Source organism: Rhizobium sp. NPDC092011 (assembly GCF_044756305.1).
Classification (GTDB): Bacteria; Pseudomonadota; Alphaproteobacteria; order Rhizobiales; family Rhizobiaceae; genus Rhizobium.
This window is the reverse complement of record NZ_JBIVSO010000001.1, coordinates 1532538-1550183: the sequence shown is the minus strand read 5'-3', so window position 1 is coordinate 1550183 and position 17646 is coordinate 1532538. Positions and strand designations below refer to the sequence as shown.

At 60.4% G+C, this 17646-nt stretch carries 17 protein-coding genes and 1 riboswitch; of the genes, 5 read left to right on the top strand and 12 right to left on the bottom strand.

The annotated features are described in order from the left end of the window. Positions 1-156 precede the first annotated feature (156 nt). Both yghU and ACIQJ2_RS07080 read right to left on the bottom strand, forming a co-directional pair. Positions 157-1032: a glutathione-dependent disulfide-bond oxidoreductase gene (gene yghU, locus ACIQJ2_RS07085; RefSeq protein WP_400668185.1), complete on the bottom strand. Its 876-nt coding sequence runs from the start codon at positions 1030-1032 to the stop codon at positions 157-159. Positions 1033-1526: 494 nt separating this feature from the next. Beyond that, a complete protein-coding gene (locus ACIQJ2_RS07080; protein WP_184709113.1) occupies positions 1527-1673 on the bottom strand; it encodes a DUF1127 domain-containing protein in 147 nt (48 codons plus the stop codon). Positions 1674-1908: 235 nt separating this feature from the next. Continuing rightward, positions 1909-2005: riboswitch (TPP riboswitch) on the top strand. A gap of 47 nt (positions 2006-2052) precedes the next feature. Here ACIQJ2_RS07080 and thiM point away from each other — a divergent pair. From thiM to ACIQJ2_RS07060, 4 genes are read left to right on the top strand one after another with little or no spacing between them, the layout of a single operon-like run. Next, positions 2053-2856: a hydroxyethylthiazole kinase gene (gene thiM, locus ACIQJ2_RS07075; protein ID WP_400668181.1), complete on the top strand. Its 804-nt coding sequence runs from the start codon at positions 2053-2055 to the stop codon at positions 2854-2856. Beyond that, entirely contained in the window at positions 2853-3488 is a 636-nt protein-coding gene (gene thiE / locus ACIQJ2_RS07070; protein WP_400668179.1) for a thiamine phosphate synthase, read from the top strand. Before thiM ends, thiE begins: the two co-directional genes overlap by 4 nt. After that, the gene (gene thiD, locus ACIQJ2_RS07065) at positions 3485-4306 is read left to right on the top strand and encodes a bifunctional hydroxymethylpyrimidine kinase/phosphomethylpyrimidine kinase (protein ID WP_400668176.1); all 822 of its coding nucleotides are present in this window, start codon (positions 3485-3487) and stop codon (positions 4304-4306) included. The genes thiE and thiD overlap by 4 nt, the downstream gene beginning before the upstream one ends. Further along, entirely contained in the window at positions 4303-5067 is a 765-nt protein-coding gene (locus tag ACIQJ2_RS07060) for a 3-oxoacyl-ACP reductase (RefSeq protein ID WP_400668174.1), read from the top strand. Before thiD ends, ACIQJ2_RS07060 begins: the two co-directional genes overlap by 4 nt. Before the next feature lie 76 nt (positions 5068-5143). Here ACIQJ2_RS07060 and ACIQJ2_RS07055 read toward each other — a convergent pair whose 3' ends face one another. The 4 genes from ACIQJ2_RS07055 to ACIQJ2_RS07040 all read right to left on the bottom strand — a co-directional run bounded on the left by ACIQJ2_RS07055 (position 5144) and on the right by ACIQJ2_RS07040 (position 10087). Then, positions 5144-6016, bottom strand: a complete 873-nt coding sequence (locus ACIQJ2_RS07055) for an undecaprenyl-diphosphate phosphatase (protein WP_199144107.1) — start codon at positions 6014-6016, stop codon at positions 5144-5146. A gap of 374 nt (positions 6017-6390) precedes the next feature. Beyond that, entirely contained in the window at positions 6391-6753 is a 363-nt protein-coding gene (locus ACIQJ2_RS07050; protein WP_400668171.1) for a hypothetical protein, read from the bottom strand. A gap of 303 nt (positions 6754-7056) precedes the next feature. Continuing rightward, positions 7057-9099 carry an FAD-dependent oxidoreductase gene (locus ACIQJ2_RS07045; RefSeq protein ID WP_400668168.1) on the bottom strand — a complete coding sequence of 681 codons (2043 nt, stop codon included), beginning with the start codon at positions 9097-9099 and terminating at the stop codon, positions 7057-7059. Positions 9100-9178: 79 nt separating this feature from the next. Further along, the gene (locus tag ACIQJ2_RS07040) at positions 9179-10087 is read right to left on the bottom strand and encodes a DMT family transporter (protein WP_400668165.1); all 909 of its coding nucleotides are present in this window, start codon (positions 10085-10087) and stop codon (positions 9179-9181) included. Between the two features lie 114 nt (positions 10088-10201). Between ACIQJ2_RS07040 and ACIQJ2_RS07035 the strand changes: the two genes are divergently transcribed. Then, complete coding sequence (locus tag ACIQJ2_RS07035; protein WP_400668163.1) at positions 10202-11077, top strand: LysR substrate-binding domain-containing protein; 876 nt, start codon at positions 10202-10204, stop codon at positions 11075-11077. A gap of 19 nt (positions 11078-11096) precedes the next feature. On the opposite strand, the gene ACIQJ2_RS07030 is transcribed toward ACIQJ2_RS07035, so the two are convergent. The 6 genes from ACIQJ2_RS07030 to ACIQJ2_RS07005 form a co-directional block, all read right to left on the bottom strand. Beyond that, entirely contained in the window at positions 11097-11495 is a 399-nt protein-coding gene (locus tag ACIQJ2_RS07030) for a cupin domain-containing protein (protein ID WP_400668161.1), read from the bottom strand. A 363-nt stretch (positions 11496-11858) separates the two neighbouring features. Further along, on the bottom strand, positions 11859-13490 hold the full coding sequence (locus ACIQJ2_RS07025; RefSeq protein WP_400668158.1) for an FGGY-family carbohydrate kinase: 1632 nt from the start codon (positions 13488-13490) through the stop codon (positions 11859-11861). Next, on the bottom strand, positions 13490-14218 hold the full coding sequence (locus ACIQJ2_RS07020) for an SDR family oxidoreductase (protein WP_400668156.1): 729 nt from the start codon (positions 14216-14218) through the stop codon (positions 13490-13492). Before ACIQJ2_RS07020 ends, ACIQJ2_RS07025 begins: the two co-directional genes overlap by 1 nt. A 25-nt stretch (positions 14219-14243) precedes the next feature. Next, positions 14244-15494, bottom strand: a complete 1251-nt coding sequence (locus ACIQJ2_RS07015) for a sugar ABC transporter permease (RefSeq protein WP_400668153.1) — start codon at positions 15492-15494, stop codon at positions 14244-14246. After that, positions 15491-16312: an ATP-binding cassette domain-containing protein gene (locus tag ACIQJ2_RS07010; protein ID WP_400668151.1), complete on the bottom strand. Its 822-nt coding sequence runs from the start codon at positions 16310-16312 to the stop codon at positions 15491-15493. The genes ACIQJ2_RS07015 and ACIQJ2_RS07010 overlap by 4 nt, the downstream gene beginning before the upstream one ends. Positions 16313-16398: 86 nt before the next feature. Next, positions 16399-17484, bottom strand: coding sequence for a sugar ABC transporter substrate-binding protein (locus ACIQJ2_RS07005; RefSeq protein WP_400668148.1), 1086 nt, complete (start codon positions 17482-17484; stop codon positions 16399-16401). Positions 17485-17646: the final 162 nt, after the last annotated feature.

Sequence of the window (17646 nt, the reverse complement as noted above, 5' to 3'; positions counted from 1 at the left end):
AACTCGCGGCCTTTCAGCCGCGAGCATCTTTGGATCAAGACAAACCCCTACCGCGTTTCCGCTTTTCTTAGAATCGCGTAGGCGCCCTGCCTTCTTGTTTTTCTCGCATTCCGGCCGGAAAACCGCTGCGCAGTTTTCCTGGAAATGCTCTGAGCGTCAGCCGGCGGCTTCGATTTTGTCCTGCGTCTTCGTGTCGAAATCGCTGGCGTCATGGCGTTCGCGCAGCTGCTCGGACGGATCTCCGGACATGCGGTTGACCATGCGGCCGCGCTTTACGGCGGGGCGCGAGTGGATAAGATCAGCCCAGCGCTGCACGTTCTTATAATCCTGCACTTGCAGGAATTCGCCCGCACCATACTGCCATCCCTTGGCGAGGCCGCCATACCAGGGCCAGATGGCAATATCGGCGATCGTGTATTCGCTGCCCGCAATATACTCGCTTTCCGCCAGGCGACGATCGAGCACGTCGAGCTCGCGCTTCACTTCCATCGCAAAGCGATCGATCGCATATTCGATCTTCGTCGGTGCATAGGCGTAGAAATGGCCAAAACCGCCGCCGAGATAAGGCGCGCTTCCCATCTGCCAGAACAACCAGGACAGGCACTCGGCGCGGGCGGGCTGTTCCGTCGGCAGGAAGGCGCCGAACTTTTCGGCGAGATAGGTCAGGATCGAGCCGGATTCGAACACGCGGATCGGCTTGGGGCCACTGCGATCCAGCAGAGCCGGAATCTTCGAATTGGGATTGACCTCGACAAAGCCGCTGCCGAACTGGTCGCCGTCGCCGATCTTGATCAGCCAGGCGTCATATTCGGCGCCGCTGTGGCCGAGCGCCAGCAACTCCTCAAGCATGATGGTGACCTTGACGCCATTCGGCGTGCCCAGCGAATAAAGCTGAAGGGGATGACGACCGACGGGCAGTTCCTTCTCATGAGTCGGTCCGGCGATCGGGCGGTTGATGTTGGCGAACTGGCCGCCATTGGCTTTGTTCCAGGTCCAGATCTTCGGCGGCGTGTATTCGGCAGAACCGGTCATAGGCATCCTCCTTTTGGGGTGAATCAGATTTGGGAGCGATCTTCGATGTAGCGCGCTACGCTCGTCGCACATAGGGACGCCCGTTCATTTTTACGAGAGCCACCGCACTGCTTTTCCAAAGCTCTTGGCTGAAACGAAAAAAGCCTGCCGCGGGAGGAGGTGCGGCAGGCTTTCGGCAATAGTTGAACAGCGCTCGGGAGGAGGAATGGCGCTGTTCGAGCAGACGACCCTGGGAGGAGGAGTGGGCGTCTGCAAAGCGAAGGATGCGGGAGGAGGTGCGTCACTTCGATGACCTGAACATAGCAGTCTTTTGCTCAGTGGATAGGCATTTCTTTGCACGACAGCTATGCGTTATGCGAAAACCGGCACGCTCGACTGAAGCATATTTTAGCAACGAGCTAGGTCGAGACCGTCACGCAGACAAAACAAAAGCGCCTGCTCGGGAGAAAGCAGGCGCCTGAAGAATAGAGCTGATCACTTAGCCGTGGCTGCTATCAGCCAGCGATGGCTGCGCGGGCGACATTGCGGATTTCGCCGCGCTCGATGCCGAGATCGTGCAGTTCGCGCGTGGTCATACGGCCCAGTTCAGCGACCGTCTGACGGTACTTGCGCCAGTTGTTGAAAGAGCGTGCTACGTTCATGATGATCCCCTTTCCTTGGGCATTCGAAGCTGAGCTGCCGTGCTTGGCGCTTCGTTCGCTTCGATGAGAAATATATAGCTTAAGCCCCTCGCTTTTTGCAGAGCCAAGGCGTCACTGCACCCATGCGCCAGATGCATGGATCATTCAGACAATCAGCCACCTCGTTCCGGGTGATCGGCGCCGGCCCTCGCGATTTGCTGATGACAGGGCAGCCATTGTCTGCGACAAGGGAAGGATTGAGAGACAGGGGCGTCCACCGTATGGCGGGCTGAGAAGTACCCTTTGAACCTGAACCAGATCATGCTGGCGGAGGGAGTCGCTCGGGGCTTTGCAACATGCTCGTGCCCCTATGCGCCTCGCCCGCCTGAAAAGGGGCGATATGCAAGACCAAATCAATCTCGGAGCTCTGCTCGACACCATGCGCCGGAGCCCGCCGCTGGTACAATGCATCACCAATTTCGTGGCAATGAATATCGCCGCCAACGTGATGCTTGCCGCCGGCGCCTCACCCGCCATGGTCCATGCCGAAGAAGAAGCCGGCGAGTTCGCCACCATCTCCGGAGCGCTCACGGTCAACATCGGTACGCTCTCGGCCGGCTGGCTCGCGGGCATGCTTGCGGCTGCACGTTCGGCAAATCAGGCAGGTAAGCCCTGGGTTCTCGATCCGGTGGCGCATTATGCAACCGGATTCCGCCGTGGGGCAGTCACGCAATTGCTTGAGTTGCGGCCGACGATCATCCGTGGCAACGCCTCTGAAATCATAGCCCTTACCGGTGGCAATAGCCGCGGTCAGGGCGTCGACAGCCGCGATCCTGTCGACATGGCAGAGGATTCGGCGAGACAGCTCGCCAGCCGGCATGGATGCGTGGTCGCAGTGACCGGTGCGACCGACTTCGTGACCGATGGCCACAAGGCGCAACGCATAGAAGGCGGGTCGCCGCTGATGCCCCGGATTACCGCACTCGGCTGCTCGTTGACCTGCCTTGTCGGAGCTTTCGCCGCAACCGCACCCGACAACCCGTTCGACGCGACGGTCGCCGCCCTCGCTGTCTTTGGCGTTGCGGGAGAACAGGCCGGAGCGGCAGCCGATGGTCCTGGCTCCTTCTCCTGGCGCTTTCTCGACGCGCTGGCCGCCCTTGACGCGGAGACGCTGACTGCCAAAGCGAGGATCGTCGCAGCATGAAAAATTTCGACCTCTCCCTTTATCTCGTTCTCGATCCTGTGCTCTGCGCTGACATCGGCATGATCGAAACCGCGCGCGCTGCCGTTGCCGGCGGCGCAACGATCGTCCAGCTGCGCGACAAACACGCCTCGACCACGACCATGATCGAGACGGGAATCGCCCTCAAACAGGTGCTCGCCGGAAGCGGCGCGCGCCTCATTATCAATGATGATGTCGAGGCAGCCATCGCAATTGGCGCGGATGGCCTGCATATCGGGCAGGAAGATCTGAACGCCCAAGACGCCCGCCGCATGATCGGCCCCGACATGATCCTCGGCCTTTCTGTAGAGACCGAGGCTCTCGCCTCGGCGATCGACGCCGAAATCGTCGACTATGCCGGCATAGGCCCGGTCTTTGCGACACCGACCAAGCCGGATCACAAGCAGCCGATCGGCTTTGACGGTCTTGCCCGGATCATCAAGCTTTGCCCGGTTCCGACGGTCGCTATCGGTGGCCTGAAAGCCAAGCACGTTGCCGAGGCGCTGACGGCAGGCGCGGAAGGAGTCGCGATGGTTTCGGCCATCTGCGGTCAGCCTGATCCGAAGGCTGCGACAATCTTCATCGCCAATGCCATCAAGGAGGCCAGCAAATGATCCGCAATGTCCTGTCCATCGCCGGTTCCGATCCTTCCGGCGGCGCCGGTATTCAGGCCGATCTCAAAACATTCTCGGCTCTCGGCGTTTACGGAATGGCAGCCCTGACGGCGTTGACGGCGCAGAATACGCAGGGCGTTTCCGGAGTTCATCCGGTGCCTCCCGCATTTGTCGGCGATCAGATCGAGGCGATCTTTGCCGAAATACGCGTGGATGCCGTCAAGATCGGCATGATCGCAAATGCAGCGATTGCAGCCGTCGTTGCCGACATTTTGAAGCGGCACCCCGATGTTCCGGTTGTGCTCGATCCCGTTATGATCGCCAAGGGCGGCGCGGCTCTTCTTGCGGCCGATGCCGTCGATGTCCTGAGCCGTCGATTGCTGCCGCTTGCGACCGTCGTGACGCCGAACCTGCCGGAGGCAGCAGCCCTGCTGCACGAGGCCGAAGCAACGAGCCGGGAAGATATGGCGCGCCAGGCACTCGCGCTCTCAGAGCTCGGTCCCGTCGCCGTGCTCGTCAAGGGTGGTCACCTCGACGGGAACGAGAGCCCCGACGTGCTGGCCAGTGGCGGAAACGTCACCTGGTTCGAGGCCGACCGGCTGCCGACCAAGAACACGCATGGAACCGGATGCACCCTTTCCAGTGCGATTGCTGCCGAGATCGCCAAGGGCTCGCCGCTTCCGCAAGCCATTGCCTCGGCCAAGGACTATCTCGCCCGGGCGGTCGCCGCTGCGGGCCAGCTTTCGGTCGGTAGCGGCCATGGCCCCGTACAGCATTTCCATGCGCTATGGGCAGACAATGAAGGAGTAAGGAAATGAGCCTGCCAATAAAGGACCAGATCGTCATCGTCTCGGGCGCGGGACGCGGTTTCGGCGCCGCAATCGCCACGGCCTTCGCCCGCGAAGGTGCCAGGGTTGCGATCAACTATCGAGCAAGCCGCCAACAGGCAGAAGCCCTTGCCGAGAAGCTTGGCAGCGGCGCAAAAGCCTTTCAGGCAGATATGCGCAGTCTTGCCGAAACGGAGCGGCTCGTCGAAGAGGTGACGGCTCATTTCGGCGCACCGACGACGGTGGTGCATAACGCCCTTGCCGATTTCAGCTTCAACGGCGATGCTCGCTCGAAATTGGACGCATTGAGCTGGTCCGAGATGACGACGCAGCTTGAGACGGCCCTCCAGGGTGCGCTCAACCTCATCCAGGCGGCGCGGCCGGCGATGGAGCGCGCGGCATTTGGCCGGGTTGTGACGATCGGCACGAACCTCTTCCAGAACCCGGTCGTGCCGTATCACGATTACACGGCGGCAAAGGCGGCGTTGTTGTCGCTGACGCGCACGGCTGCAGCCGAACTCGGGCCGCTCGGCATTACCGTCAACATGGTCTCGGGCGGGCTGCTGCGCACGACGGATGCCAGCAGTGCCACCCCGGAGGCAGTCTTCGACATCATCGCCGCCAATACGCCTCTTCGCCGCGTCACGACGCCGGAAGAAGCTGCCGACGCGGTTCTGTTCTTCGCAAGCCCGTGGGCTCGTGCCGTTACCGGGCAGAACCTCATCGTCGATGGCGGGCTAGTCTTCGGCTAATACAAAAAACGGAAAGGCGCCGACCATCGGTCGACGCCTTTCTCCTGATTTCCTGGTCCGATATGAATTTCGAGGCTCAGGCCCACCCCATGGTCAGCACGCCAAAGAGGATGACCACACCCAGGACGACACGGTAGACCACGAAGGGCCAGGTGGAGAAGCGCTCCAGGAAGCGCATCAACCCCCAGATTGTGATGAAGGACGAGATGCTGCCGACGATCAGTCCGACGATGAGAATGGACCAGGCTTCCATCGGAATGTGAGCCTTGTAGAGCGTGAACAATTCCTTCAGGCCGGCAAGCGCAATCGCCGGCAATCCCAGCAGGAACGAGAAGCGGGCCGCCTCCTCGCGTTTCAGACCGAGGAAAAGTGCGCCGGTCAAGGTGGAGCCGGAGCGCGAAACGCCGGGCACGAGCGCGCCGACCTGGGTGATGCCGACGAAGAGCGCATCGACCAGTGTCATCTGCTCGATATTCTTTCTGTGGCGGCTATACAATTCGGCAACGGCCAACAGCACGCCCATGACGACGCAGGCGATGCCGATGACCCAGAGGCTGCGGAACGATGTGCCGCAGGCGTTGAGCGACGATGACAGCAACAGGCCGACGATGACGATGGGGATCGTTGCGATGATGATGGCGATGGCAAGCCGCATGGCGGGTGAGCCCCAATCCCTGCGTTTGATGGCATCGAGCGAGCCGAAGGTGACGTAGCGGACATCGCTCCAGAAATAGGAAATAATTGCTGCGAGTGCGGCGAGCTGCATTGCAGCCGAAAACGCCGAACCGGGATCCTGCCAGCCAAGCAGGGCTGGCACGAGGCGCATATGCGCGGTGGAGGAGACAGGCAGGAGTTCCGTCAAACCCTGCACAACTCCCAGAACGGCAATTTTGGCATAGCCCAGGGCGACAAAGCCCGTGTCCACGCCTTGCGTACAAACATCAGCCACGTTTCGAAATCCTCGGTTCTCTTGGGGGCTCTGCACCGGAACGGTGCGATGAACTTCGCTGCGAAACAGTTTTCAGACGAGAGATCGGCAGGCGCTATCGGACGCCTTGCCGGTCTCTCGCCCAGAATCGAGGCGGACCATAATTGCGCAGGCTGAACTCTATCTGAAATTGTCGGTGCAGTTTTCCAAGATTCGGAGGGCACGGCGCTCCGGGGCAGGATCGGCGGGATTATCGGATTGGTCGCAAGCGGACGATCGCGCTAGATACGGCACGAGGCCTTAGTCCCACCTACGAATGTCACGCCATGCTGGAGATCGGGAAGCTCATTCGGCAGACAAGGCGCCGGTCGTGCGCCTGCTCGCGTCAAGAGCGATCAGCGCGATGCGCGCTTCTGAGTATCGCCCATCACCGAGAAAACGCGCCTGATGAATGCCTCGCCGTCGAACTGCCGCGCGGCGCCTTCAGTCACATGTTCCGGACGATCGAAGATAAATGCCTCAAGGTTGACGATCGGCAACTTCAGCCGGGTTCGCACCTCCCCGATCATTGCCGTGTGGGTAACGACGACCTGACAACCGTTCGGCTCGAACCATTCCTGAATTCCGTTGGACGGTATAGCGGTTACCGACAGACCGCGCTCCGAAAGGACCGAGCCTATACGGGTGGCCGCCTGCTGATTGTCGAGGCATATCAGGACGTCGGTCTGCGAAGGGGATGGCGAATTGTCTGAATGCATCAAGCAGCCTCTCGTTCGAGATGACGCAATATACCGATTCGGACGTAACGCAGTGTTATAAGTTGTTACATTTTGTTTCAGGAAAATGACGGATTAAGCTGGCACGAATTTGCGAGAAATTTCCTCTCAAATTAGTTATGGAAATTTATACAATTAATTGAAATTAAATAACAAATAAATTATCATACTCCAGCGCCGGGAGTTGAACCAGTGCTAAAGAACATGATCACGGACGTAATATAGTTGTCGTGATTATGTGCATTGCAGTTCCGGCATGCAGCAACGCCACGAAACACGACCGGCTCATAACAAGGAGCAATAGCGCAGCGCGTCGTAAATGGCGGCGTGGATATTGCGGCTCGATATAGCATCGCCGATGCGGATCAGATCGAAAGCGCCCGTCGCATTCTTCTCCGGCAAAGGTGCCCTACGCGCAATCAGGGCCGGATAGTCGACAGCTCCGAAATTGCGCGAGAGCGGCTTTAGCTCAAGATAAAGCTCATCGTTCGCCATCGTTCCATGCTCGACCACGACCTGGGACACGCGGCGTTCCCATTGCGTCTGCTCGGAAAAATCGGATCCCAGCACCGCCACCAGCGCATTGCCGTCGCGCCGCACCGATTTCAACCGGGTATTGATGGTGACCCGCACATTCTTTTCCGCAAAGCTCTTCGCGTAGGGCACATGGTTCATGCCACCCATTTCAGGGGCAAAGAAACGCTCCGGCGAGACCAGCTCCAGCTCGGCACCGCTATTGGCAATGACTTCGGCTGCCGACATGCCAGGATGTCCGCCATTGTCGTCATAGAGCAGAACCTGGCCCTCGGGCTTCACGGCCCCGGCCAGAATATCCCAGGAAGACGTGATCAGATTGTCGCCGCCATCCAGTTCGGGGGATTGTGCGATGCCGCCGGTCGCCACCACGACGATATCAGGCTCGAATGCCAAGACATCATCCGCGCCGGCATAGACATCGTAATGGATCGCAACGCCGAGACGCTCCAGCTCCGAAAGCCGCCAGTCGACGATCCCGATCATTTCCTTGCGGCGTGGATTGCGAGCAAGCAGGTTTACCTGGCCGCCGGCTTTGCTGCTCGCTTCGAGCAGATCGACGACGTGACCTCGCTCGGCAAGCACGCGCGCCGCCTCCAGCCCCGCGGGACCTGCGCCGATGACGACGGCCTTGCGGGATATCCGCGCTTTCTCGATCTGATGCGGCATATCCGCTTCACGACCGGTGGCCGCATTATGAATACAGAGTGCCTCGCCGCCCTCATAGATGCGATCAAGACAGTAGGTAGCGCCAACGCAAGGGCGAATATGGGCCTCCTGCCCCGACATGATCTTGTTGACGATATGCGGATCGGCAATATGAGCGCGCGTCATGCCCACCATATCGAGCTTGCCTTCGGCGATCGCATGCCGTGCAGTGGCGACATCGCCGATGCGGGCGGCATGAAAGACCGGGAATTTGGTCGCTGCCCTCACCTCGCCGGCAAAGTCCAGATGCGGCGCCGATGCCATTCCCTGGATCGGGATGACCTTGCTGAGCGCCGCATCGCTGTCGATATGGCCGCGAATGATGTTGAGGAAATCGATGTTTCCCGAACCTACAAGGCGCCTGGCAATCTCGACACCTTCCTCCTTCGAAAGGCCTTTTTCCCAGTCCTCGTCTGCGACAAGCCTGATGCCAACGATGAAATCCGGGCCGACTGCCTTGCGGATCGCCTCGGTCACCAGCATCGAGAAGCGCATGCGGTTGTCGAGCGAGCCACCGAACTCGTCCTCACGCCGGTTCGTTGCGGGCGACCAGAAGCCATCGGTCAGATGGCCGTAAGCCTCGAGCTCGATACCGTCGAGACCGGCAGCCTGCATCCGCTGGGCAGCAGCGGCAAAATCGCCGATAATGCGCTCGATATCCCAGTCTTCGATCGCTTTGGGAAAAGCCCGGTGCGCCGGTTCCCGAAGCGGTGACGGCGCAAGCGCTGGGAGCCAGTCTCCCTTGTTCCATCCAGTGCGACGACCGAGATGGGTTAACTGGATCATCACGGCAGCACCGAACTCGTGACAGTCATCGGCAAGCCTCTTCAGCCACGGCACGATCTCGTCCTTGTAGGCATGGAGATTGCCGAAGGCCGGTGGCGAGTCCGCAGAGACGACAGCCGATCCTGCCGTCATGGTCAGTGCAATGCCGCCTTTTGCCTTTTCGCGATGATAGAGCCTGTAACGATCCGTCGGCATACCCTCTTCGGAATAGGCCGGTTCATGCGCGGTCGACATGATACGGTTCTTCAGCGTGAGATGCTTGAGCTGATAGGGTTGGAGCAACGGATCATTTGAGGTCATGTGGTTTCCATTGCCTCCTTCGAAACCAGGGATCTAAGTCCGCATCTTTGCCGAGACCGCAGCCGATGGCTATAGTTTTCTAGACTGGTGCACGAGCGCGGCGGCCATGCCGCAGATCGGCAGCCGTATGCCAGACGATCGTCGCAAAGATGATCGCGCCGCCGACAAAGGTTGCAACAGGCGGCTTCTCCGAAAAGAAGAGCCAAACCCAGAACGGCGTCAGCACGATCTCCATCGAACCAATGAGCGCGGCGTCCGCGGCGGGCATCCGCTTCGATCCAAACAGGAACAGAACAAACGCGAGCGCGAAATTCGTCGCCCCGAACGCCGCAAGCATCAGCCAGTTGTAGGTATCGAGCGAAGCCGTCGACGCGAAAGGCGCGAAGACGACGAATGTGAGAAAGCCGCTGACGATGCTGGAAGGAAGGATCGGCACGCTGCGGTCCATGCGCGGGATAACGATGATGAAGGCAAAGGTTACCGTCATCCCCAGGGCCAGCAGGTCGCCAACGCCCGTGCCGCCGCCAATCGAGGAGGCAACGATGACGGCAACGCCGACCAGGCAGATAGCGCCGGCCACCAAAGTTCTCTTCGCCACCCGCTCCTTCAGCATCACCCAGCTCAGAACGGCTGCGATGAACGGTGCTGTCGCGTAGATCATGGTGACATTCGCGACCGTCGTCATATAGAGCGCGCCGATGAAGCAGGCTTGGCTAAGCGCCTGGCAGACGATCATTGCAATACCGGCGGGATGAAAGATGGAGCTCCACTGGCGCCGCGAGAACCCACCTTCCAGGAAAAAGCTCGGGACAATCAGGAAAACGCCGCCAAGCAACGAGCGCCAGGCAATAGCAGTCCATAGGTCTGCAGTCAGAAGACGCGCGTAGATACCGCTGCAGCTCCATGCCAGCGTTGCCAAAACCACAAGGAGGACGCCCCTCTCGTAATCGCTGGCGGGAGCGGAGCGGGTCGGGAACTGAAAGGTCATTTTGGGGGACTCAAGATGAGATGGTGACTGAATGTCATGTGTGTGCGCCGATATTTGACATCAGGCAAACGAATAGTAGAGATAGTAGCCATCAGAAATATTTGTGACCTGGCCATGCGCGACCCCATCGAAAGCGATCTGCTTCGGACGTTTCTCGTCATTAGCGAGACGACTAATTTTTCCCTTGCCGCGCAGCGTATCGGACGCACGCAATCTGCTGTCAGCGCTCAGATTCGCCGCCTCGAGGAGACCGTCGGCGAAACGCTTTTTGAGAGGAATGCAAGGGGAGCGGTTCTGACCCGTGCGGGACGTCAGCTGCTTCCCTACGCGCAACGGGTCATCGAGCTTCTCAGCGAAGCCGCCGCAACGATCCGTACCAAGCCGCTCGACGGGCCGGTGCGGATCGGCATTCCCGAGGAATACAGCCAGACCGTCCTACCAGCGGCGCTCGCCGCCTTCGCCATCAGGCATCCGGCGGTCGAGGTAACGGTTTCGTGCGACTATACGGCACCGAACCTCGAAGCGCTGGAACGAGACGAACTCGATCTTGCCGTCGTCTTCGATTGGAGCAACCAGACGAAGGGGGAAACTCTCTGCGTCGACCCCACGGTTTGGGTCACCTCGCTGGTTCACCGCCTGCATGAGGCGACTCCGCTGCCTATCGCGGTCTATCGAAACTCGACATGGTGCCGGGATTTTGCTCTGCGCTCGCTGGAGCAAGCAGGATTGCACTATCGCATCGCCTTCATCGCCGACACCGGTTCGGCTCTGAAGAGTGCCGTTCTCGCGGGTCTTGCGGTTTCGACGCTATCGCGCAGCAACATTCCCCATGGTTGCAGGGAGCTGACGATCGAGGATGGTTTTCCCCCGGTCGATTCCTCCCGTGTCGTGCTTCGGCGCAATCCCTATCATTCGAGCCCGGCGATCCGGGAACTCGCGGAAATGGTGGCGGAAGCGTTCCGGCCGATGTCGAGCCTGCTACAACCGTAGTGCTTGCCGCCAGGTTGAGTCATCTTCCCTGATATTCAGCGTCGGTGACATGCTCCATCCAATCCACGACCTTGCCGTCGAGGTGTTCCTGGATAGCGATATGGGTCATGGCCGTCGTCGGCGAGGCGCCATGCCAATGTCTCTCACCCGGCTCGAACCACACGACATCCCCCGGGCGAATTTCCTCGACCGGACCGCCTTCGCGCTGGACGAGACCAAGACCAGCGGTGACGATCAGCGTCTGGCCTCGCGGATGGGTATGCCATGCGGTGCGCGCGCCGGGCTCGAAGGTAACGCTTGCAGAGGCAGCACGACGCGCATCGTTTGCGGCAAATAGCGGATCTAACCGCACCGTGCCCGTGAACCAATCCGCCGGCCCCTTGCCTGAAGGTTCCGTCCCGTTCCTCTTGATATCCATATTGGCTTCCCTTTCAGAAGACGATGCAATCACATGGGATTAATCTAGCTCAAGAACGGTGAGACTGTAGAGGCGAATATGCGCATAGACATATGAGCTGCATTCATAAAATCCCGCGTGATATTCAACGGGATCCATCAAGTTCTGACCGCCGCATTGGACGGCTGTGGCCTAGCCTAGCTGCTGACGGGCTGACGCTCCCCCACTGTGAAAGCGGCCACATTGCTCGTGTGCTGGAGGATTGGTGCCCGCCGTGGACGGACTACCATTTCTATTATCCGAGCCGCCGCCAACCCTCATCCGCCCTTGCCGTCGTTCTCGAAGCATTGCGTCACCGCGATTGAACGGTGCCGGTAGCAGAGCTCAGGATGCCATTAGTGCGCGAATGCTGCGATCGGCAGCTTGCAACAGCTCGAAAGCTTCGTAACGTCGCTCGTGCAATGCCTTGAGAGCACCATCCACGGGCTCGTACCTCTTTGCCAGTCGCGACATGGCGGCCATCGCTTCCACAAGCGAATCGCAATGCCCGGCAGCCGTGGCACCGAGCATGGCAGCGCCGAGAAGAACGGGTTCTTCCGTGTCGGCGACGGCGACCGGTCGGCCCGTCGTATCCGCCAGAAGCTGACGCACAAGGCCGCTCTGGGCAGCGCCGCCGCTGGCAATGATGAGATCGCAAGCGATGCCATCCCGCTCCAGCTTGTCAAGCAACTGCTTGAGACCGTAACCAATGCCGCATAGGCCGGCGACATAGAGAGCGACCAGATCGTCGATGCCGGTTTCCAGCCCGAGGCCCGAGATGACAGCGCGCGCATCGGGATCAGCATAAGGCGAACGATTACCGAGAAATTCGGGAACGACCTGGATGGATTGCGCGAGCTTCACTGCATTGGAAGCGTTCTGCGAAGCCTTCTTTGCCTGCTGGTCGAGCCAGGCGACGAGTGACAGACGCTCGACTTCAGCCTTGGCACATGCCTCGGCGGCGGCAGGATGCATCGTGACCAGATGATCGATTGCCGCTCCCGCAGCCGACTGGCCACCTTCGGTCAGCCAGAGGCCCGGGACCATGGCCGAATAATAGGGACCCCAGACGCCATCGACGAACACGGCCGCCTCGCTTGAGGCCATGGAACATGCCGACGTGCCGAAGATGTAGGCGAGCCTGTTTCGAACATCGGCCTTACCCTCCGGGTCCTTCCCGCCCAGCGTACCGACGCCGCCTGCATGCGCATCGATCAACGACGCGCCGACCGGCGTGCCGGCAACAAGGCCGAGATCGTGGGCGGCGGCTTCGCTCAGGCCTTCGCCGAGAGCAGTGCCCGGCTCGACGATCTCTGTGCCGATCCGCACGAAACCTTCGTCGGCGAGTTCGCCAAGGCCAATATCCTTGAAATATTGCGCATCCCAGCGTTTCTCATGGGCGAGATAGGTCCATTTGCATGTCACCGTGCATACCGATCTCTGCAGCGAACCCGTCGCGCGCCAGGTCAGATAGTCGGCGAGATCGAAGAAATGGCCCGCCGCGGCGAAGGCCCCCGGCAAATTTCGCTTCAGCCACAGCAGCTTCGGCGTTTCCATTTCCGGCGATATACGGCCACCGACGTAACGAAGCACGGCATGGTTTCCGGCATTGATCTCCGCGGCCTCGCCGGCGGCACGATGATCCATCCAGACGATGATATTGCGATTTGCGTCTTTAGATGGTCCCACAGCCACGGGGCTGCCGTCCGCCTTTACGGCAACCAAGGAGCAGGTCGCGTCGAAGCCGATACCGGCGACATCGTTGGCCGCAATCTTTGCCGTGGCGACGGCCTCTTTCACACTGTCACATACAGCCGTCCATATCTGCTCGCTCGACTGCTCGACGATACTGCCAGCCTCGTGCCAGATGGTGATTGGCCGCTTCGCGGCGGCGAGCAGTTGGCCGTCCGCATTGAAGACGCCGGCCCGGGCGCTGCCAGTGCCGACATCGATGCCGATGAAATAAGATGCCGTCATCAGAGATCCGTACTCAAAGGCAGGATCACCAGATCCCGGATTACGATGTTACGCGGCCTCGATAGCATGAAGACAACCGCCTCCGCCACTTCCGTCGCCTCCATCAAGCCGCCCGAGGCGATGGCCTCGTCGAGCTTTGCCTGCGGCCAGTCGCTGATCAGTGCGGTCACAACCGGACCAGGTGCGACTGCGCCGACGCGGATGCCATGCTTGGCCACCTGACGCCGCACCGTATGCGTGAACGCCTGGATGGCATGCTTGGAAGCCGTGTAGATCGGTTCCCAGACCACGGGCACGAGACCGGCGATCGAACTGGTCATGATGATATCGCCCGTTTTTCGCTCGATCATGTGCGGCAGCACCATCCGCACCGAGCGGAAGGCCGCGTTGATATTGAGATCAAGCATTCTGTCCCAGGCGTCTGGATCGCCTTCCGCCACTTCGCCGCCGATATAGGCGCCGGCGTTGGCGTGGAAGATATCGAGTCTGCCGAACTTGTCGAGTATTTGCGGCATCATGGTGGCCACACTCTCGGGGTTGAGAAGATCGACGACCACGGGATGCGCATTCGGCCCTAATTCGGCGCAGAGACTTTTCAGGCTGTCTTCCGCTCTGTCGACAAGGGCGACGCTGGCGCCCGCGTTCAATAGTGCTTTGGCGCATTCCAGACCAATTCCAGACGCAGCCCCGGTGATGGCGGCGACTTTGCCGGCAAAATCCTGTCTCATAACAATCCTTACCTTTTTGAAGAAATCAGCCACGCCCATGCGAGGCGCGGGAACGACGGGCGAGCGAGTCGACAATGACGGCAATGGCTAGAACTGCACCGGTGATCATGTAGCGAAGCGCCGAGGACAGATCGAGCATGGTCAAGCCACTGGCGATCGACTGGATGACGATGATGCCAAGCAAAGCCGAATAGGCGCTGCCGCGACCGCCGAAGAGGCTCGTGCCGCCGATAACCGCTGCAGCGATGGCATTCAGATTGACGTCGCCGCTGCCGGCCTGCTGGCTGGCCGATGCCAGGCGCGCGGCCGCCAGCACGCCGCCAAGCGCTGCAAACATGGCGCAGAGAACGAAAGCGCTGGTATAGATCCGACCCACATTGATGCCGGCGCGGCGTGCCGCCTCGCGGTTCCCGCCGACGGCGGACATCGATCGACCCCATTGCGTGCGCGTCAACGCATAATCCATGACGATGACCAGCACCACGAACACGGCGAACATCCACGGAATGCCGCGATCCTGATTGAGGTAGAAAGCGACAAACTCAAGGGCCACCGTGATGGCGGCGGCCTTCGCGACCAGGCTACCGATGGAAGGGGCAGACAGGTTGGCCTGCTTGCGGCGGCGCACGGCGCTCAAGCCGGTCACCAGCATCACGACACCCGGAACGAGCGCGAAGACATAGGCAAGCGGACGGGGAATGACGAGGAGCTGACCAAAATTCACGATCGCCGAGCCATAGGGCAGATTGATCGAACCGGTTGCGCCGAGCAGATAAAGCTGCATGCCGAGCACGGCAAGCAGCCCGGCCAACGTGGCAACGAAGCTCGGCATGCCCAGTCGATTGAACAGCACCGCATAGATGGCGCCGATCACGCCGCCGACGGCCAGTGCCGCGAGGATCGCAAAGACCACCGGCCAGCCTTCGTTGACCCAGAGCATGCCGACCATGGCCGAGGCGAAGCCGCTGATCGATCCCACCGAAAGGTCGATCTCGCCGACCATCAGCACGCAGACGATGCCGAGCGAGATGATGCCGACGGTCGAGGCGTCGAACAGCAGGTTCGCAAGATTATTGCTGGAGAGAAATGTCGGGTTCAGCGTACCGAATACCGTCCAGATGATGACGAGGCCGACAACGACAGGCAGCGAGCCAAGATCGCCGGACCTAACCTTATCGATAGACGAGCGAATGGTGGCCACGAGCCCGGTTTCATGATTTACCCGAATGTCGCTGCGGTCGAGCAGCACGGCCGATTGTTTGCTGTCCTGGCTCATGGCTGGCCCCCTTCTCTCTGTTCCTGTTGGGCCTGACGGCGCACGGCGCGTCGCGACACGGAATTCTCCGCTGCACCCGTGATGGCGCTAACGAGCTCCTGGTTCGATGTGTCTGGATAAAAGACACCATTGTTGCGGCCGAGGCGCAGGACAACGATGCGGTCGGCCACGGCGCGGACATCCTCCATGTTGTGGCTGATCATGATGACGCCGAGACCCTTGTCGCGGACGCGCTCGATGAGGTTCAACACCTCGGCTGTCTGCGCCACCCCAAGCGCTGCGGTCGGCTCATCTAGCATGATGAGTTTCGGTTCGAGCAGCAGCGAGCGGGCGATCGCCACGGTCTGCCGTTGACCGCCCGAAAGCGAGGCGATGGGGATGCGAACGCTCGGGATGCGGGCCGCCAATTCGTTGAGAAGCGTCCAGGCGCGAACCTCCATCGCCGTTTCATCGAGCTTCAACGGGCTCATTTCGCGGCCGAGAAAGATGTTCGCAACGACATCGAGGTTCTCGCAAAGCGCCAGGTCTTGAAAGACCGTGGCGATGCCAAGATCAAGTGCTGTCGCGGGATCGCTGAGCGTCACCTGCTTGCCGCGAAACGTGATGGTGCCTGAACTCGGCTGGTGGACGCCGGCCAGAACCTTGACGAGCGTCGATTTGCCCGCGCCATTGTCGCCGACCAAGGCCACGACTTCGCCTGCATGTACATCGAGGTTGATATCCGTCAGTGCCGAGACGGCGCCGAAGTGCTTGGAGACCCCATTGAGGCTGAGCACAAGCTCGCCCGACGGGGTTCTATGATCGGAAGCGTCACTCATGACAGGCCACCTTCTCGGGTTGGGATGCTATCGATTGCGTTCGTCTCCGGCCGCCGAAGCGACCGGAGACTGGGAGGAAGCAGCTCTCAGCTGCCGATGCCAAGCTTCTTGCAGCCGTCGGCATAGCGATCCATGCAGAGCTGGGCCGGCGTCTGGATCGGCTTGCCGTTGACGGCCTTGTCGATGATTTCTGCCTTGAGGTTGTCAGCCGTGACCAGAGCCGGCGTGAAGAGCCTGGTCGGCGTATCGAAGAGCTTCGTATCGGCCTTGGGGGTCTCGCCCGACAGCAATTCGATCGCAACATTGGCAGCGGCAGCGGCAACGATCTCGCTCGGCTTTGAGATGGTGTTGTACTGATCGCCGGAAATGATGAGCTGCAGGCCGGCAATCGTGGCATCGTTGCCCGTCACCGGCGGAACCGGGTCGAAGCCTGCCGCCTTGAAGGCGGCGACGGCTGCACCACCCGTGCCGTCATTGGCGGCAACGACGCCGAGGATCTTCTTGCCGAAGCGGGTGATCTGGCCGCTTGCCCATTGCTGCGCCTTCGGCGGCGCCCATTCCGGCGTGTCGAATTCGGCAAGCACCGGATAACCGCCATCGGCGAGACCTGCATGGATGCCCTTCTTGATCAGACCGGCAGCAGCGTCGGTCGGTGAACCGTTGATCTCGAGAAGACCACCGTCACCTGCCTTCACGCCCTTCGCCTTCAGATGATCGACCAGCGACTTGGCGATCATCTTGCCGATCTCTTCGTTGTTGAACGAGACGTAGTAGTCGGCGGCGGCCGACGGGATCGGGCGATCATAGGCGATGACGCGCACGCCCTGGCTTTGCGCGAGCTTCACAAGCGAAGCGGCGGCCGTCGAATCCACGGGGTCGAGCACGATCGCTTTTGCGCCCTGCGAAATCGCCGAATTGAACTGCTGCTGCTGACGCGAGGCGTCGCCATTGGCGTTTTGATAGATGACCTTGCAACCGGCGCAGAGTTTCTTCATCTCGGCCTGGAAGCCGGGGAAATCGTGCTCTTCATAACGCGTGGAGCTCTGGTCGGGCATCAGGAAGGCGACGGTCGCGTCTGTGACCTTGGCGGATTGCGCGAAGGCGGATGTGCCGGTCATAAGACCGATTGTAAGCGCGGCCACGCCGGTGATTTTGAGTGCGAAATGGTTCATTGGAATTTCTCCGTTCCAAATGGTAATGGTTTCCCTCAGTCATCACGGCGGTCAGCGCGCGATGCTCTTGCTTGATGCTCGCCCGCGACCGGTGACCCGATCGACGCGGCGGTAAATTTTGGACAAGCCTTCTCCTTCGGGCTGCTGTGATGCCGGCCCGTT

Bases quoted from the DNA above. Each gene is read 5' to 3' on its own strand.
- ACIQJ2_RS07030 (WP_400668161.1), bottom strand. From the start codon at position 11,495: ATGGATATCAAGAGGAACGGGACGGAACCTTCAGGCAAGGGGCCGGCG.
- ACIQJ2_RS07040 (WP_400668165.1), bottom strand. From the start codon at position 10,087: ATGACCTTTCAGTTCCCGACCCGCTCCGCTCCCGCCAGCGATTACGAG.
- ACIQJ2_RS07035 (WP_400668163.1), top strand. From the start codon at position 10,202: ATGCGCGACCCCATCGAAAGCGATCTGCTTCGGACGTTTCTCGTCATT.
- thiM (WP_400668181.1), top strand. From the start codon at position 2,053: ATGCAAGACCAAATCAATCTCGGAGCTCTGCTCGACACCATGCGCCGG.
- thiD (WP_400668176.1), top strand. From the start codon at position 3,485: ATGATCCGCAATGTCCTGTCCATCGCCGGTTCCGATCCTTCCGGCGGC.
- ACIQJ2_RS07025 (WP_400668158.1), bottom strand. From the start codon at position 13,490: ATGACGGCATCTTATTTCATCGGCATCGATGTCGGCACTGGCAGCGCC.
- ACIQJ2_RS07060 (WP_400668174.1), top strand. From the start codon at position 4,303: ATGAGCCTGCCAATAAAGGACCAGATCGTCATCGTCTCGGGCGCGGGA.
- yghU (WP_400668185.1), bottom strand. From the start codon at position 1,032: ATGACCGGTTCTGCCGAATACACGCCGCCGAAGATCTGGACCTGGAAC.
- ACIQJ2_RS07015 (WP_400668153.1), bottom strand. From the start codon at position 15,494: ATGAGCCAGGACAGCAAACAATCGGCCGTGCTGCTCGACCGCAGCGAC.
- ACIQJ2_RS07050 (WP_400668171.1), bottom strand. From the start codon at position 6,753: ATGCATTCAGACAATTCGCCATCCCCTTCGCAGACCGACGTCCTGATA.
- ACIQJ2_RS07080 (WP_184709113.1), bottom strand. From the start codon at position 1,673: ATGAACGTAGCACGCTCTTTCAACAACTGGCGCAAGTACCGTCAGACG.
- ACIQJ2_RS07010 (WP_400668151.1), bottom strand. From the start codon at position 16,312: ATGAGTGACGCTTCCGATCATAGAACCCCGTCGGGCGAGCTTGTGCTC.
- ACIQJ2_RS07020 (WP_400668156.1), bottom strand. From the start codon at position 14,218: ATGAGACAGGATTTTGCCGGCAAAGTCGCCGCCATCACCGGGGCTGCG.
- ACIQJ2_RS07045 (WP_400668168.1), bottom strand. From the start codon at position 9,099: ATGACCTCAAATGATCCGTTGCTCCAACCCTATCAGCTCAAGCATCTC.
- thiE (WP_400668179.1), top strand. From the start codon at position 2,853: ATGAAAAATTTCGACCTCTCCCTTTATCTCGTTCTCGATCCTGTGCTC.
- ACIQJ2_RS07005 (WP_400668148.1), bottom strand. From the start codon at position 17,484: ATGAACCATTTCGCACTCAAAATCACCGGCGTGGCCGCGCTTACAATC.